At 40.3% G+C, this 13,788-nt stretch carries 11 protein-coding genes and 1 pseudogene; 7 read left to right on the top strand and 5 right to left on the bottom strand.

Annotated elements, in window-relative coordinates; genetic code table 11:
- Nucleotides 1-155: 155 nt before the first annotated feature.
- A complete protein-coding gene (locus MKL62_RS03220; RefSeq protein WP_001278393.1) occupies nucleotides 156-776 on the top strand; it encodes a TetR/AcrR family transcriptional regulator in 621 nt (206 codons plus the stop codon).
- A 77-nt stretch (nucleotides 777-853) separates the two neighbouring features.
- Here MKL62_RS03220 and MKL62_RS03215 read toward each other — a convergent pair whose 3' ends face one another.
- From MKL62_RS03215 to MKL62_RS03205, 3 genes are all read right to left on the bottom strand, one after another.
- Entirely contained in the window at nucleotides 854-2,431 is a 1,578-nt protein-coding gene (locus MKL62_RS03215; RefSeq protein ID WP_005128611.1) for an aldehyde dehydrogenase (NADP(+)), read from the bottom strand.
- Between the two features lie 16 nt (nucleotides 2,432-2,447).
- Nucleotides 2,448-4,235 (bottom strand): IlvD/Edd family dehydratase, encoded by a 1,788-nt coding sequence (locus MKL62_RS03210; protein ID WP_000999643.1) that lies wholly within the window; start codon nucleotides 4,233-4,235, stop codon nucleotides 2,448-2,450.
- An 87-nt stretch (nucleotides 4,236-4,322) separates the two neighbouring features.
- The gene (locus tag MKL62_RS03205) at nucleotides 4,323-5,498 is read right to left on the bottom strand and encodes a fumarylacetoacetate hydrolase family protein (protein ID WP_001011888.1); all 1,176 of its coding nucleotides are present in this window, start codon (nucleotides 5,496-5,498) and stop codon (nucleotides 4,323-4,325) included.
- Nucleotides 5,499-5,609: 111 nt separating this feature from the next.
- Between MKL62_RS03205 and MKL62_RS03200 the strand changes: the two genes are divergently transcribed.
- The 4 genes from MKL62_RS03200 to MKL62_RS03185 all read left to right on the top strand — a co-directional run bounded on the left by MKL62_RS03200 (nucleotide 5,610) and on the right by MKL62_RS03185 (nucleotide 10,009).
- Complete coding sequence (locus MKL62_RS03200) at nucleotides 5,610-6,545, top strand: LysR family transcriptional regulator (protein WP_000774594.1); 936 nt, start codon at nucleotides 5,610-5,612, stop codon at nucleotides 6,543-6,545.
- 210 nt (nucleotides 6,546-6,755) lie between these two features.
- Complete coding sequence (gene denD / locus MKL62_RS03195) at nucleotides 6,756-7,727, top strand: D-erythronate dehydrogenase (RefSeq protein ID WP_001101635.1); 972 nt, start codon at nucleotides 6,756-6,758, stop codon at nucleotides 7,725-7,727.
- A gap of 33 nt (nucleotides 7,728-7,760) precedes the next feature.
- Entirely contained in the window at nucleotides 7,761-9,137 is a 1,377-nt protein-coding gene (locus MKL62_RS03190) for an MFS transporter (protein WP_000389455.1), read from the top strand.
- Complete coding sequence (locus MKL62_RS03185) at nucleotides 9,137-10,009, top strand: NAD(P)-dependent oxidoreductase (RefSeq protein WP_005128618.1); 873 nt, start codon at nucleotides 9,137-9,139, stop codon at nucleotides 10,007-10,009. Before MKL62_RS03190 ends, MKL62_RS03185 begins: the two co-directional genes overlap by 1 nt.
- A gap of 96 nt (nucleotides 10,010-10,105) precedes the next feature.
- On the opposite strand, the gene MKL62_RS03180 is transcribed toward MKL62_RS03185, so the two are convergent.
- Nucleotides 10,106-10,990, bottom strand: coding sequence for an AraC family transcriptional regulator (locus MKL62_RS03180; protein WP_000013631.1), 885 nt, complete (start codon nucleotides 10,988-10,990; stop codon nucleotides 10,106-10,108).
- 285 nt (nucleotides 10,991-11,275) lie between these two features.
- Here MKL62_RS03180 and MKL62_RS03175 point away from each other — a divergent pair, with 285 nt between their 5' ends.
- Complete coding sequence (locus MKL62_RS03175; protein ID WP_000206303.1) at nucleotides 11,276-12,328, top strand: NAD(P)-dependent alcohol dehydrogenase; 1,053 nt, start codon at nucleotides 11,276-11,278, stop codon at nucleotides 12,326-12,328.
- Nucleotides 12,329-12,399: 71 nt separating this feature from the next.
- Here the strand turns inward: MKL62_RS03175 and MKL62_RS03170 are convergent.
- Nucleotides 12,400-12,483: pseudogene (locus tag MKL62_RS03170) on the bottom strand (hypothetical protein); the annotation flags it as partial.
- A 62-nt stretch (nucleotides 12,484-12,545) separates the two neighbouring features.
- On the opposite strand from MKL62_RS03170, the gene MKL62_RS03165 reads away from it, so the two are divergent.
- Nucleotides 12,546-13,754, top strand: a complete 1,209-nt coding sequence (locus MKL62_RS03165) for an IS256-like element ISAba26 family transposase (protein ID WP_000343018.1) — start codon at nucleotides 12,546-12,548, stop codon at nucleotides 13,752-13,754.
- Nucleotides 13,755-13,788: the final 34 nt, after the last annotated feature.

The raw sequence follows: 13,788 nt of genomic DNA, 5'->3' as shown, positions 1-13,788 counted from the left end.
AATTTTAAAATGAGCTTAATGCTTATAGCGGTGATTAAGCTCAACTGTACCGATCGGTACTCTACTATCTTATTAAATTTACGTCAATTCTCGATTTTGAACTTTTCGATGAGTTACACTAAGAATGAAATTGCTAAATATGTTTGTAGGGTTGTATGTCTGATTGCACTAAAACGAATGAGAAAGATCAAAAAATTCTGGATGCAGCAACAAAGTTTTTTCTGATCCATGGTTTTAGTGGAACAACGACGGATATGATTCAAAAAGAAGCGGGCGTTTCAAAAGCGACCATGTATGGTTGTTTTAAAAATAAAGAAGCAATGTTTGCGGCGGTCATTGAACGCCAATGTACTAACATGCAAAAACAAATTATGTCGGTCGAGACAAAAGCTAAAAACTTACGTTCAGCCTTAACCGAAATTGGGAAAACTTATCTGTGCTTTATCTTATCGCATTCAGGTTTGGCTTTTTTTAGAGTCTGTATTGCAGAGGCTGTAAGGTTCCCGGAATTATCCGAAAAGTTCTTTGAAGTGGGACCACAACGTCTGGCAAATATTATTGCAGGTTATCTTGAAAAGTCGGTTAAACAAGGAGAAATTGAATTAACGTCTTCTTCGGAAGTCGCAGCAAATATATTTTTATCACTGTTAAGAAGTGATGCCCACCTAAAATGTTTGACTCATCCTGATTATTTAATCTCAGCTGATGAAATTAGTACTTGGGTTGAATACGCTGTTGATTTATTTTTAAAAAATATTAATTACAAACTAAATTGATTTTAAGGAGCTTATGCCTCCTTAAAAAACCTAAATGTAGAAGTAAAAAGAGACCAACTTGTGGTCTCTTTTTATTCTTAGATCGCTTCTCTGGTCATCTCACCATTAACCAGTCTTAAAATCTGCAACGGATTGCTGTCTTTTAAGGCTTCCGGCAATAAACTTTGCGGATAGTTCTGGTAACACACAGGTCTTAAGTAACGGTCAATGGCCAAGGTTCCGACTGAGGTACCTCGTGCATCAGAGGTCGCTGGGTATGGCCCGCCGTGTACCATCGCATCACACACCTCAACACCTGTTGGGTAGCCATTTATAAGTAATCGCCCAGCTTTTTCTTCTAATACAGGAACTACCTCTGCAAACTCGGTTAAGTCAGCCTCATCGGCAATTAAAGTCGCAGTCAGTTGCCCATTCATGCTTTGTAATGCCTGAATGAGTTGGGCTTTATCTTCAACTTCAATGATGACTGTGGTTGGCCCAAAGATTTCTTCCTGTAAAAGCTGGTCACCTGCCAGTAAAAGCTCAACATCAGCTTTAAACAGTTGTGGCTGCGCCTGATTGCCTTGTTGAGCCTGACCTGCCAAGTGTTCAATACCTTGATGCTCAGTTAAATGCTCAAGACCAGCGGTATAACTTTTTAAGGTTCCGGCATTGAGCATAGTCTGCGCAGGCTTAGCCCCCATAATGTCGGTCAGGTTGTTAATGAGCTGACTAAATTCAGCTGATTTAATTCCCAAGATTAAACCCGGATTGGTACAAAACTGACCACAGCCTAAAACCACTGAATCAGCCAAGTCCTGTGCAATTTTTTCCCCACGGTTTTTTAAGGCTTCTGGCAACATCAGCATCGGGTTAATACTGCTCATTTCAGCAAACACCGGAATCGGTTGTGGTCGGGCTGCGGCCATGTCACATAAAGCTCGTCCGCCACGTAGTGAACCTGTAAAACCCACAGCCTGAATTAAAGGATGCTTCACTAAAGGTTCACCCACGCCATTACCATAGATCATGTTAAATACACCTTTTGGCATATTTGATTTTTCTACGGCACGCTCAATTGCCTGCGCTACAAAGTCTGCTGTCGCCATATGCCCACTATGGGCTTTTACTACCACCGAACATCCAGCCGCCAGTGCCGAAGCAGTGTCACCACCCGCAGTTGAGAATGCTAAAGGAAAGTTACTTGCCCCAAAGACTGCAACAGGGCCAACACCGATTTTAATCTGACGTAAGTCTGGACGAGGTAAAGGCTGGCGCTCAGGCAAAGCGGTATCAATACGGGCACCTAAAAAATCACCACGGCGCAGCACTTTGGCAAATAAACGCATTTGCCCACTGGTCCGGGCACGTTCACCTTGTAAGCGTGCAAGTGGCAAAGCGGTTTCTTGTGAGACAATTTCAAGAAAATCTGTACCCAAAGCATCGAGCTCATCGGCAATGTTTTCTAAAAAAACAGCACGCTGTTCAGGTGTGGTATGGCGGTAAGTCTTAAACGCTTGACTGGCTGCTTCACAAGCCTGATTCACTTCTTGCTCGGTGGCATGGTGAAACTCATAAGGCAGAGCTTCACCAGTCGTAGCATGAATACTTTTTATTAAAGTGGAACTTTGTGCGCTGCGTGAACCGCCAATAAAGTTTTGTCCGATAATGGTCATAACAAATATCCTGAAATTAATGAGAGTGTCTTGGAAGGTTGTCTTGGTTTACGACTCGCATATATAAAGTTGCGGGTTCCAAACAACCACCAGTAGATAATTGACCTACCATGTTGCGATACATTTCTTGCCAAGGTGTTTGAGATGGAGATACCGTCGGTTTCCATTCACGGCGGCGTTGTTCTAACTCTTCGTCAGAAATGAGTACGTTGACTGAACGTTTATTTAAATCAATACGTAAACGGTCATTGGTTTTAAGTAAGGCAATTCCACCGCCTACCGCCGCTTCGGGTGACATATTGAGAATAGATGGACTGGCGGAAGTTCCACTTTGGCGACCATCTCCTAAGCAAGGCAGTGAATCAATCCCTTTTTTAATTAACTCTGCTGGTGGAGCCATATTGACGACTTCAGCACTGCCCGGATAACCCACTGTACCTGCGCCACGAATGACTAAAATACAATGTTCATCAATGTTTAAGGCAGGGTCATTGATACGTGCGTGATAGTCTTCGGGACCTTCAAAAACGATTGCGCGTGCTTCGAAGCTATTTTCATTGTTTGGATCTGATAAATAGGTTTTTTTAAATGCTTCACCCACTACAGACATTTTCATAATGGCGCTGTCAAAGAAGTTGCCACTGAGCACAATGAAACCGGCACCATGTTTAAGAGGTTGTTCATAAGGGAAAATGACATCTGCATTTGAGGTTTTTGCATTTTTGGCAATTTCCCCAATTGTTTTACCGCTAACCGATGCACAATCTTCGTGTAATACACCAGCTTTTTGTAATTCGTGTAAAACGGCAGGAACACCACCCGCACGGTGGAAACCTTCACCCAAATATTTACCCGCCGGCATACAGTTCACAATCAGCGGAATGTTTTCACCCACACGTTGCCAGTCTTCTAAACTCAGCTCAATACCCATATGACGGGCAATCGCAATGAGGTGAGGAGGGCAGTTACTCGATGCGCCTAAAGCTGAGGCTACTGCGATTGCATTTTCAAAAGATTGTTTGGTCATAATTTTAGAAGGACGTAAATCTTCTAAAACCATTTCACATATTCTTTTGCCGGTCATATAGGCCATTTGCCCACGTTCGCGGTAAGGAGCGGGAATACTTGCACATGTCGGTAAAGACATACCCAATGCTTCTGCCAAAGCATTCATGGAAAGTGCAGTGCCCATGGTGTTGCAATGCCCGACCGAAGGTGAAGCAGAAGTGGTCATTTCCATGAACCCTTCATAATCAATTTCACCAGTGGCAAGTAAGTTTCTTGCATGCCAAAGCACAGTGCCGGAACCAATTAACTCACCTTTAAAATGACCATCTAGCATTGGTCCACCAGACAACACAATTGCAGGTATATCTGTTGTGGCTGCTGCCATTAAACATGCAGGAGTAGTTTTGTCACAACCAGTGGTCAGCACTACACCATCAAGCGGATAACCATGCAAGATTTCAACCAAACCTAAATAGGCCAAGTTGCGGTCAAGTGCAGCAGTTGGACGACGGGTTTGTTCTGCAATCGGGTGGACGGGGAATTCCATTGGAATACCACCCGCGTCTCGAATACCCGCTTTAACGCGTTCAGCAAGTTCTTTGTGATGACGGTTACATGGGGTCAAATCACTACCGGTTTGGGCAATTCCAATAATCGGGCGACCTGATTGTAACTCGGCGCGGGTCAAACCATAATTCATGTAGCGCTCAACATATAAAGCGGTCATGTCGGCATGTTCAGGATCATCAAACCATTCTTGGCTACGTAAAAAAATCCGTTTATTTTGATCATTCATTTTTTGATCCTTTCACTCATACTTTTTGAAATTTAGTTTATTTACGGAATGAATCTTGCAATTCAACCGATCGATGATACGTGAAAATTATAGTAATTCACGCTGCTTCAAATTACGCATCAAAGCATTTATTCCAAAATTCCACGGTGTTGCTTTATCACTGGTCATAACCGTGTTATACAAAGTACCAAGTTTAGGCGAATGGATACGGACGACATCTCCAACTTTATGGGTAAAGCCAGCCCCAGCTTGTTCTCGATCTTGAGTCGGTGCAAATAAAGTACCCAAGAACAAAACAAAACCGTCTGGATATTGATGGTTTTCATTAAGAGTTTGTTGAATTAAATCTTCAGGATCTCGGCTAATTTGTGACATAGAGCTCACCCCATTTAACACAAAGTTATCGGTGCCTTGAATTTGCAGTTCAACATCGCAAGTACGAATATCATTTAAAGTAAAAGTATGGTCAAAAAGGCGAATAAATGGGCCAATCGCACAAGATGCATTGTTATCTTTCGCTTTACTCAACAGTAAAGCGCTACGGCCTTCAAAGTCTCTTAAATTGACATCATTACCTAAAGTCGCGCCTAAAATTTTACCTTGGCTGTTGGCAACTAATACGACTTCCGGCTCTGGATTATTCCACTCAGACTTTGGGTGAATACCAATATTTTGCCCTGTCCCTACAGCTGCTAAAACAGGGGCTTTAGTAAAAATCTCGGCATCTGTACCAATACCAACCTCAAGATATTGAGACCACATTTTTTGTTCGATTAAATATTCTTTGAGTTGTAGCGCTTTTTCAGAACCAGGTTCGATTGTTTTTAAATTATCACCGATTACGCCTTGTACAACTTCACGAATCGATTGAGCTTTTTGTGCATCGCCACCGGCTTGTTCTTCAATCACGCGTTCTAACATGCTTGCAGCAAAGGTAACACCTGCCGCTTTAATTACTTGTAAATCAATTGGAGCTAAAAAGTATGCCTTGTTGGTATCTGGCTCGGCGATAGTATTGGCAAATAATTCATCAATTGAACCAACTCGTCTTCCTTCAATTTCAGATAAAGCTTTTAAAGGATCGGCACTTTCAAGTAACTCGGAAATAGTATGAAATTTTTCCGAGATATCAAAAACTTGATTGCCCCTTAAAATAATAGGGGACGGACCCGAAATTTGACTTGGAATCCACGCACGGCCAATTAAGCATCCTTGAGTTGCATCATCTGGTAATGAGTTCTGGGAATTTAACGTAAAGTTCATTTAAAGCTTCCTTCTTTTATTTGAAATCATGATATGTTTCTTATTTAATAAACACCAATCGTAATAATTTAATTATTAATAACCAGTTGTTATCAAAAAGGAATTTTAAAAATGGCAGATTTGACTTACTCAAGTTTAAATAACTGGCTTAAATTCAAGCATTTGGTTTTGTTAGAGACGTTAGCTCGAACCAATAACATGCATTTGGCTGCCGAGCAGATGAATTTAAGTCAACCTGCCGTAAGTAAAATGCTAAAAGAAATTGAGGGCCTTCTTGGGTTTCAGGTCTTTGAGCGACTGCCCCGAAATATGCCTGTAACGGCATTGGGTGAACATGTCATTCGTTATGCCCAGCGGGTTTTGAATGACGCAAAACATTTTGTCGAAGACATCGAGATTTTACGGTTGGGTGGACATGGGTTTTTAAAAGTAGGGGGAATATTTGCAGCAACCGCAGTAGTAATTCCAAACTCAATTATCGAAATTAAGAAACAATGGCCGCTACTTTCTATCGATGTTGTTGAACAGACCAGTGACCATTTAATGGAAATGTTGAGTGAACATACTTTAGATTTAGCCATAGGACGTTTTACCGATGTTACGCAAAGCCAGTTTTTTGATTTCCAGCCGTTAGGCCCTGAACCGTTCTGCATTGTTGTCAATAATGCGCACCCATGTGCCCAGAAAAAGTTTTGTACATTAGAAGAATTATTAAAATGGCCGTGGGTACTTTATCCTAAAGGCACACCCATTCGGGAGCGTATGGAAGGTGCATTCGCCCGAGCTAAAGTCAAAATTCCTTTAAATACGGTAAATACCATGTCGATGCAGACCTTTTTACAGATCTTAAAAGGGGCACCTATGGTGGGCATGTTGCCAGAAGCAATGGTGATTGATCAGGTGAAAGAAGGACAACTACAGATTTTAGAAACAGACCTGATTTTAGATGCCCAAGATTATGGAATTTTGACACGTAAAGATGAACCAGTGTCTGATATAGCCGCAGCATTTATTAATATTTTACTTAAAAATGCAAAACGTAAGTAAAGTCCTCAGCCTCAAGTCATAGAAGACTTGGGGCTTTTAAATTAAAAGAAAGCCTATTTAATTTAGTCAAAGTTTCATCATAAAACTGATATTAAAAAGTTATCAATATTTAGAAATTATTCATTGGAAATTATTGCAGGGACTCCTTATCGTTTAATTCATGATGATTAAAAATCTTTAAGTGAATAAGAATTAGGAAAGGATCCCTGTATGAATGTGTTAATTACTGGCGGCACGGGTTTTATTGGAAAGCAAATCGCCAAAGAGATTTTAAAAACCGGAAGCCTGACTTTAGACGGTAAACAAGCTAAGCCCATCGATAAAATTATTTTGTTTGATGCGTTTGCTGGTGATGATTTACCGCAAGACCCAAAAATTGAAGTGGTGATTGGCGATATTACCGACAAAACCACAGTGGCAAATATTACAGAAAAAATTGATGTTGTTTGGCACTTAGCCGCCGTGGTGAGTTCGGCAGCAGAGGCCGATTTTGACTTGGGAATGGATGTAAACCTTTATGGCCTTTTAAATTTATTAGAAGAATTAAGAAAAAAACAAACAATGCCTCGAGTCATTTTTGCGAGTGGTTGTGCTGTATTTGGTGGTCAATTACCGGAAGTTGTAACAGATGATACGGTGGTTACACCAAAGTCCTCTTACGGTATGCAAAAAGCAGTAGGAGAATTGCTCGTTTCGGATTATTCACGTAAAGGCTTTATTGATGGCCGTGTTTTAAGATTACCGACTATTGTGGTTCGTCCGGGTAAGCCTAATAAAGCCGCATCTACATTTTTTAGCTCAATTATCCGCGAGCCTTTAAAAGGTGAAACGGCAGTTTGTCCAGTCCCGCCAGATACCCCGGTTTTTATTACTTCACCACGACGCTGTGTTGAGTCAATGATTAAGGCTGCGTCAATTTCTTCAGATGCACTCCAAGATAACCGAATTATTCCCTTACCGGGATTGACCGTTACCGTTAAGCAAATGCTTGAGGCTCTTGAAAAAGTTGCCGGTAAACAAGCAACTGATTTAGTGCAGTGGCAAGAAGATAAAACGATTCAAAGGATTGTTCAAAGTTGGCCGGTTCAAGTGAAAGCTGAATATGCCGAATCTTTAGGTTTCCAAGCAGATGAGAATTTTGAAAGCATCATTCAGGCACATATAGAAGATACCCAAAATTAATGGCAGTGATCGCCAATTTATGTGAGAGTTATTATGGAAGATATCAAAAATGTCACTGCTCTCGAAGAGCAGACAATTAAGCGTATTTCGAGTCGAATCATCCCGTTTCTTATTATTTTATTCATTATGGCCTTTCTAGACAGAACCAATATTGGTTTTGCTGCGCTACATATGAATGATGCAATTGGAATTACCCAAACTATTTTTGGCTTAGGGGCGGGTGTATTTTTCTTGGGTTATTTTATTGCAGAAGTACCGAGTAATGTTTTACTTCATCGGTTTGGTGCACGGATATGGATTGCTCGAATCATGATTACTTGGGGAATAATTGCCGGGCTTATGGGATTTATCCATAGTGGTACCCAATTTATTATTTTACGGTTTTTACTGGGTATTGCAGAAGCGGGTTTCTTTCCGGGGGTTATTTTTTATTTAACCTTATGGTTTCCTGCTAAATATCGTGCCCGTGTCTTCGCGACTTTCTATTTAGGGTTACCAATTGCCCAAATTATTGGAGCGCCAATTTCGGTCGGCCTTATGCAATGGGGCAATACCATTGGCTATGAAGGCTGGCGTTTGATGTATGTTTTAGAAGGGATTCCTTCCATTATTTTAGGATTAGTCTGTCTAAAATATTTAACTAATAACCCGAAAGAAGCACAGTGGTTAACAGCTGAGCAGCGCCAATGGCTCATGAATACGCTAGAACGTGAAGAAAGAGAAAAAGAGCAATCTGCCGATGCTGCTTTAACAAAAGGTGAACTCATTAAACAAGTGTTTAAAAATCCTTTAGTGTGGATTATGGCAATTGTCTATTTTGGAATTACATCTGGTTCAAATGCGATGTTCTTCTTCTTACCAAGTGTTTTAGAGTCGTTCCGTAACACCTTTGGTATGCAAATTAGCCTTATCCAAAATGGTTTACTTACCGCAATTCCATATGCATTTGCGGCAGTTGGTATGGTTTTATGGAGTCGCCGTTCTGACCGTAAACAAGAGCGTTATAAACACGGTGCCTGTGCTGCACTTATGGCGGCTTTCGCAATTGCAATTGCTTTGATTGTGAATCAACCGTGGGCAATTATTGTGGGCTTTATTCTGCTCGCGATTGGTGTATTTAGTGCAATTAACATTTTCTGGACTATCCCTGGGCAAACTTTAACAGGAGTGGGCGCCGCAGCCGGTATTGGCTTAATTAACTCTGTAGGTAATTTAAGTGGTTTTACTGGTCCATATTTAACTGGCTATTTATATACCACCACGGGCACCTATACAGTAGCGTTCCTTGCTATTGCAGGATTTGTCGCCATGGGCGGTTTAGGGTTACTGCTTTTGGCAAAGTTAAAGTCTGATAGCCTAAAAGTAGAACAACAGCGACTTAAAGTGCGGACTGCTACGGAGATGAAATAATGGCTCGGATTGGTTTTGTTGGAACGGGCATTATGGGAATGCCAATGGCCATGAACTTATTAAAAGCTGGTCATCAAGTTAAGGTCTGGAATCGAACTTCATCTAAAGCAGAAAGTTTAAAAGAAGCTGGTGCACATGTTTGTAGTGAACTTGAACAAATCGGAAAAGATGTAGAGTTTCTGATTTGTATGCTCAGTGATGGAAAAACCTGTAATGAAATTTTATTTCAAGAACGTGGTGCAATTTCACAGCTAAAACCCGAAAGCACGGTCATAGTGATGAGTTCGATACCTGTTGAAGTTGCAAAAAAACAAAGTGAAAAATGTAAAGAAAGAGGACTTAGATATTTAGATGCACCTGTTTCTGGCGGTGAAAAAGGTGCTCAAAATGCAAGTCTGGCGATTATGGTTGGCGGCGATGCTCAAACATTTTCACATACTGAACATGTTCTATCTGCCATGGGGCGACCAGTTTTAGTCGGAGATGCTGGCTGTGGAATGCTGGCAAAACTCGTCAATCAAATGATAGTCGCATCTACCATTGCAACCGTGAGTGAGGGTTTATTGCTTGCCAGTAAAGCAGGAGCAGACCCGATAAAACTAAAACAAGCATTAACAGGCGGTTTTGCAGATTCTCCGATTTTGCAACAGCATGGTGAACGTATGTTAAATCGAGATTTTAAACCGGGAGGTACAGCTCGAAACCAGCATAAAGATATTCATACAGCCGTTAGCTATGCTAAATCGCTTGAGTTGAATTTACCTATAGCCCAAAAAGTCAGTCAATTATTTGAAAATATGCTTGCTGCCGGAGACGGTGAGCTTGATCATTCTGGTTTAATTCGTGAGCTTGAACGAATGAATCATGTGTAATATTGCTTTAATTTTAGTGGTACTTGATGAATAGACATAATCAAGTACCGCTTTTTTTTCTGGTACTAATTTTTTAATAGTCCACGTTTATTGCTTTTATATATTCTTAATATCTACTGACGGAGAAACCCCAAAAAAGCGTTTATATTCTCTGGAAAATTGGGACAAGCTTTCATAACCGACTTGCATGCTGGTAGATGAAATATCGTATTCTTCGGTCATTAATAAACGCCGTGCTTCGGTCAATCTCATTCTCTTTTGATACTGTAAGGGACTCATTGAGGTTATATCCCTAAAATGTTGATGAAAACTTGATGCACTCATCCCCATTGTGCTTGCCAGTTCTTCAATACTAAATGGTTTCGCAAAATTTGTTTTCAGCCATTCAATTGCCTTCACAATTCGATGGCCTGTAGTGCCTGCCGCTACAATACGTTTAAGTCGATCGCCTTGCGGGCTCATCAATAAACGATAAAAAATTTCCTTAATAATAAGAGGAGACAAGATGGGAATGTCTTGTGGCGTATCCAGTAGTTTTATTAACCGTATAAACGCATCATTCAGCTCTGAATTGACTACTCCAACAGCCATTCCTTTTTTCTCAGTATTTACATCTTTAAAGGGAATATGGGCCTCAAGCATGATTTGAGCAAGTAAATATGGGTCTAGCCTTAGCACAATTGAGAGATAGGGTTGTTCAACAGAAGCTTCAAGCACTTGAGCAATTACAGGCAGGTCAATTGCAGTAAAAAGGAAATGGTTAGAATCATAAGTATAAGTCTCTTCGCTAAGAATCACCTGTTTTTTGCCTTGAGCAATCATACATAGACTCGCATCCATCATGCTGCTACTTGGTTTGGTCAATGTCTCTGCACGATATAAAGTCAGTCCCGTAATTGCTGTTTCGAATGTGCCTTTTTCTCGTGTCCATTGATCGACAAGTTGAGCCAATTCTTGATTATGGTTAGACCTATTCGCCATTCAGATTCTACCGATTACCCTCTGTATTTTTATTGTAGGCATTTCATATAAGAAAAATAGTGAGAAGTGCAACAATTCGGAGGATTAGGCAAATCTGTGAGAGGAATAGAACAACACCTTACAACTTTCATTTTTATACTGATGAACATGGCAAAAACTGATTGATTCAATTCTGCTGGACTACCGCTTCCAAAGCATATTCATATGGTTTCAAAATCAATGGCCATTAATGAATATCCAGTGAATAAATCATTTCTATTTAAACATTAAACATGAGAGAAAAATATGACAACTGAAGTTTTAGGTTATGCCGCGCTGTCATCAGAAACTCCTTTAGTTCCGTTTAAATTTGAACGTAGAACCCCACGTGAAGATGATGTTGTCATTCAAATTGAGTATTGTGGTGTTTGTCACTCTGATCTACATCAAGCTAAAAACGATTGGGGATTTAGTGCTTATCCATTAGTTCCGGGCCATGAAATTGTTGGACGTGTTACCTCAATCGGTCCTAAAGTCACAAAGTATAAAGTTGGTGATTTAGTGGGCATTGGCTGTATGGTCGATTCATGCCGTACTTGTTCTGCTTGTCATTCAGGACTCGAGCAATATTGTGAAGAAGGTAACATCCAGACTTATGGCGGCGTAGATCGCCATGACCAACGCCCAACTTATGGTGGATATTCACAAAGCATTACCTGTAGTCAAGATTTTGTATTAAAAGTACCTGAAAATCTGGATGCTCAAGCTGTACCACCACTACTTTGTGCGGGTATTACCACATGGTCACCGCTACGTCACTGGAATGTTGGAAAAGGCAGTAAAGTTGCTGTCGTTGGTTTAGGTGGTTTAGGACACATGGCAATTAAACTTGCCAATGCTCTAGGCGCTGAAGTGACACTATTTACTCGCTCAGCAAACAAAGAACAAGATGCAAAACAACTTGGCGCACATCATGTAGTGTTATCAACAGATGAGAATCAAATGAAGTCGGTATTAAATCAATTTGATTTAATTGTTGATACTGTGCCTTATAACCATGATTTGAAGCCTTATATTCCAACTTTAGCTTTAAATGGAACCATTGTATTAGTTGGATATTTAGGTGAAATTAGCGCAAATTCAGTACCTATGATTTTAGGTAGAAAATCAATTGCAGGCTCGGTTATTGGTGGAATTAAAGAAACACAAGAACTACTCGATTTTTGTGGTGAGCATAATATCGTTTCTGAAGTAGAGATGATTAATATGCAAAACATTAATGAAGCTTTTGAACGTATGCTAAAGAGCGACGTGAAGTATCGTTTTGTGATTGATATGAAAACATTGTCTGAAGATTAATTCAGACATTATTTGAGCTGTGCATACTATAGCTATGTGTGCACAGCCCATCAGGTTAATTAATGCAAGCGCTATGATTTAGAAGGTATATATTTACGCATAGCAAAGATAAATAGCTTAAATAAAATACTAAATCCAAAAAGGGACTGTTCTAAATTTTGTGTAAGTACTTAATTTTCATTTATCCTTCAGAGGATAATTACAAAAGGTACTTCACATGGATGAAGCAACAATCAAAAGTATGGCTGCCGAATTGGCTAAAGGTCTAAAAACACCAGAAGACTTAAACCAAATGACAGCAGTCTTTAAAAAATTCATGATTGAAACTGCACTCAATACTGAACTTTCAGACCATCTCGGTTATGAAAAGCATCAGCCCAAGAAAGGCTCAAATAGCCGTAATGGGTTTAGTTCTAAAACCATTACAACTCAAGATGGACAACTGGCTTTAGATATTCCCCGTGATCGAGAAGGTTCATTTGAGCCACAAATTATCAAAAAGCACCAAACACGCATCACCAGTATGGATGACCAAATCCTCTCACTGTATGCAAAAGGAATGACTAATAGGGAAATTGTAGCCTTCTTCAAAGAAATGTACGATGCCGATGTGTCAGCATCTCTCATCAGCAAAGTTACCGATGCTGTGATTGAGCAAGTGACTGAGTGGCAAAATAGAGCCTTAGATAGCCTTTATCCTGTTGTCTATCTTGACTGTATTGTTGTCAAAGTCCGTCAGCACTCCAATGTGATTAACAAGTCCGTATACCTTGCTTTAGGCATCAATATGGATGGGCAAAAAGAATTACTGGGTATGTGGATTGCTCAGACAGAAGGTGCCAAATTCTGGCTGTCAGTCATGACAGAGCTAAAAAATCGAGGAGTACAGGACATTCTTGTTGCCTGTGTAGATGGATTAAAAGGCTTCCCTGACGCGATAGCCTCTGTTTACCCTCATACTGATATTCAACTGTGTATCGTGCATGTTGTACGCAATAGCCTGAGATTTGTAAGCTGGAAAGACTACAAAGCTGTTACGTCGGGTCTGAAAGCGATTTATCAGGCAAGTACAGAGGAAAATGCTTTAAAATCCCTAGACATCTTCTGTGATCAATGGAATCACCAGTATCCCAAAATTGGAGAATCCTGGCGGGCCAATTGGGAAAATATCCGAACGATCTTTAGCTATCCAGCCGAAATACGTCATGCAATTTATACAACAAATGCGATTGAGTCGTTGAATAGCGTAATACGCCATTCAACGAAGAAAAGGAAAATCTTTTCATCTGATGACTCAGTAAAGAAGGTCATTTACTTAGCAACATCAAATGCTGCGAAGAAATGGACGATGCCAATTCAAAATTGGCGTTTAGCAATGAATTGGTTTACGATTCAGTTCGATGATCGATTAAAAGATCATTTATAAAAAATGGAACTTACACAAAATAATTTACAGGCTC

The organism is Acinetobacter sp. AOR01_HL (assembly GCF_027855455.1).
Lineage (GTDB): Bacteria > Pseudomonadota > Gammaproteobacteria > Pseudomonadales > Moraxellaceae > Acinetobacter > Acinetobacter baumannii.
This window is presented reverse-complemented; position numbering and strand designations above follow the sequence as displayed.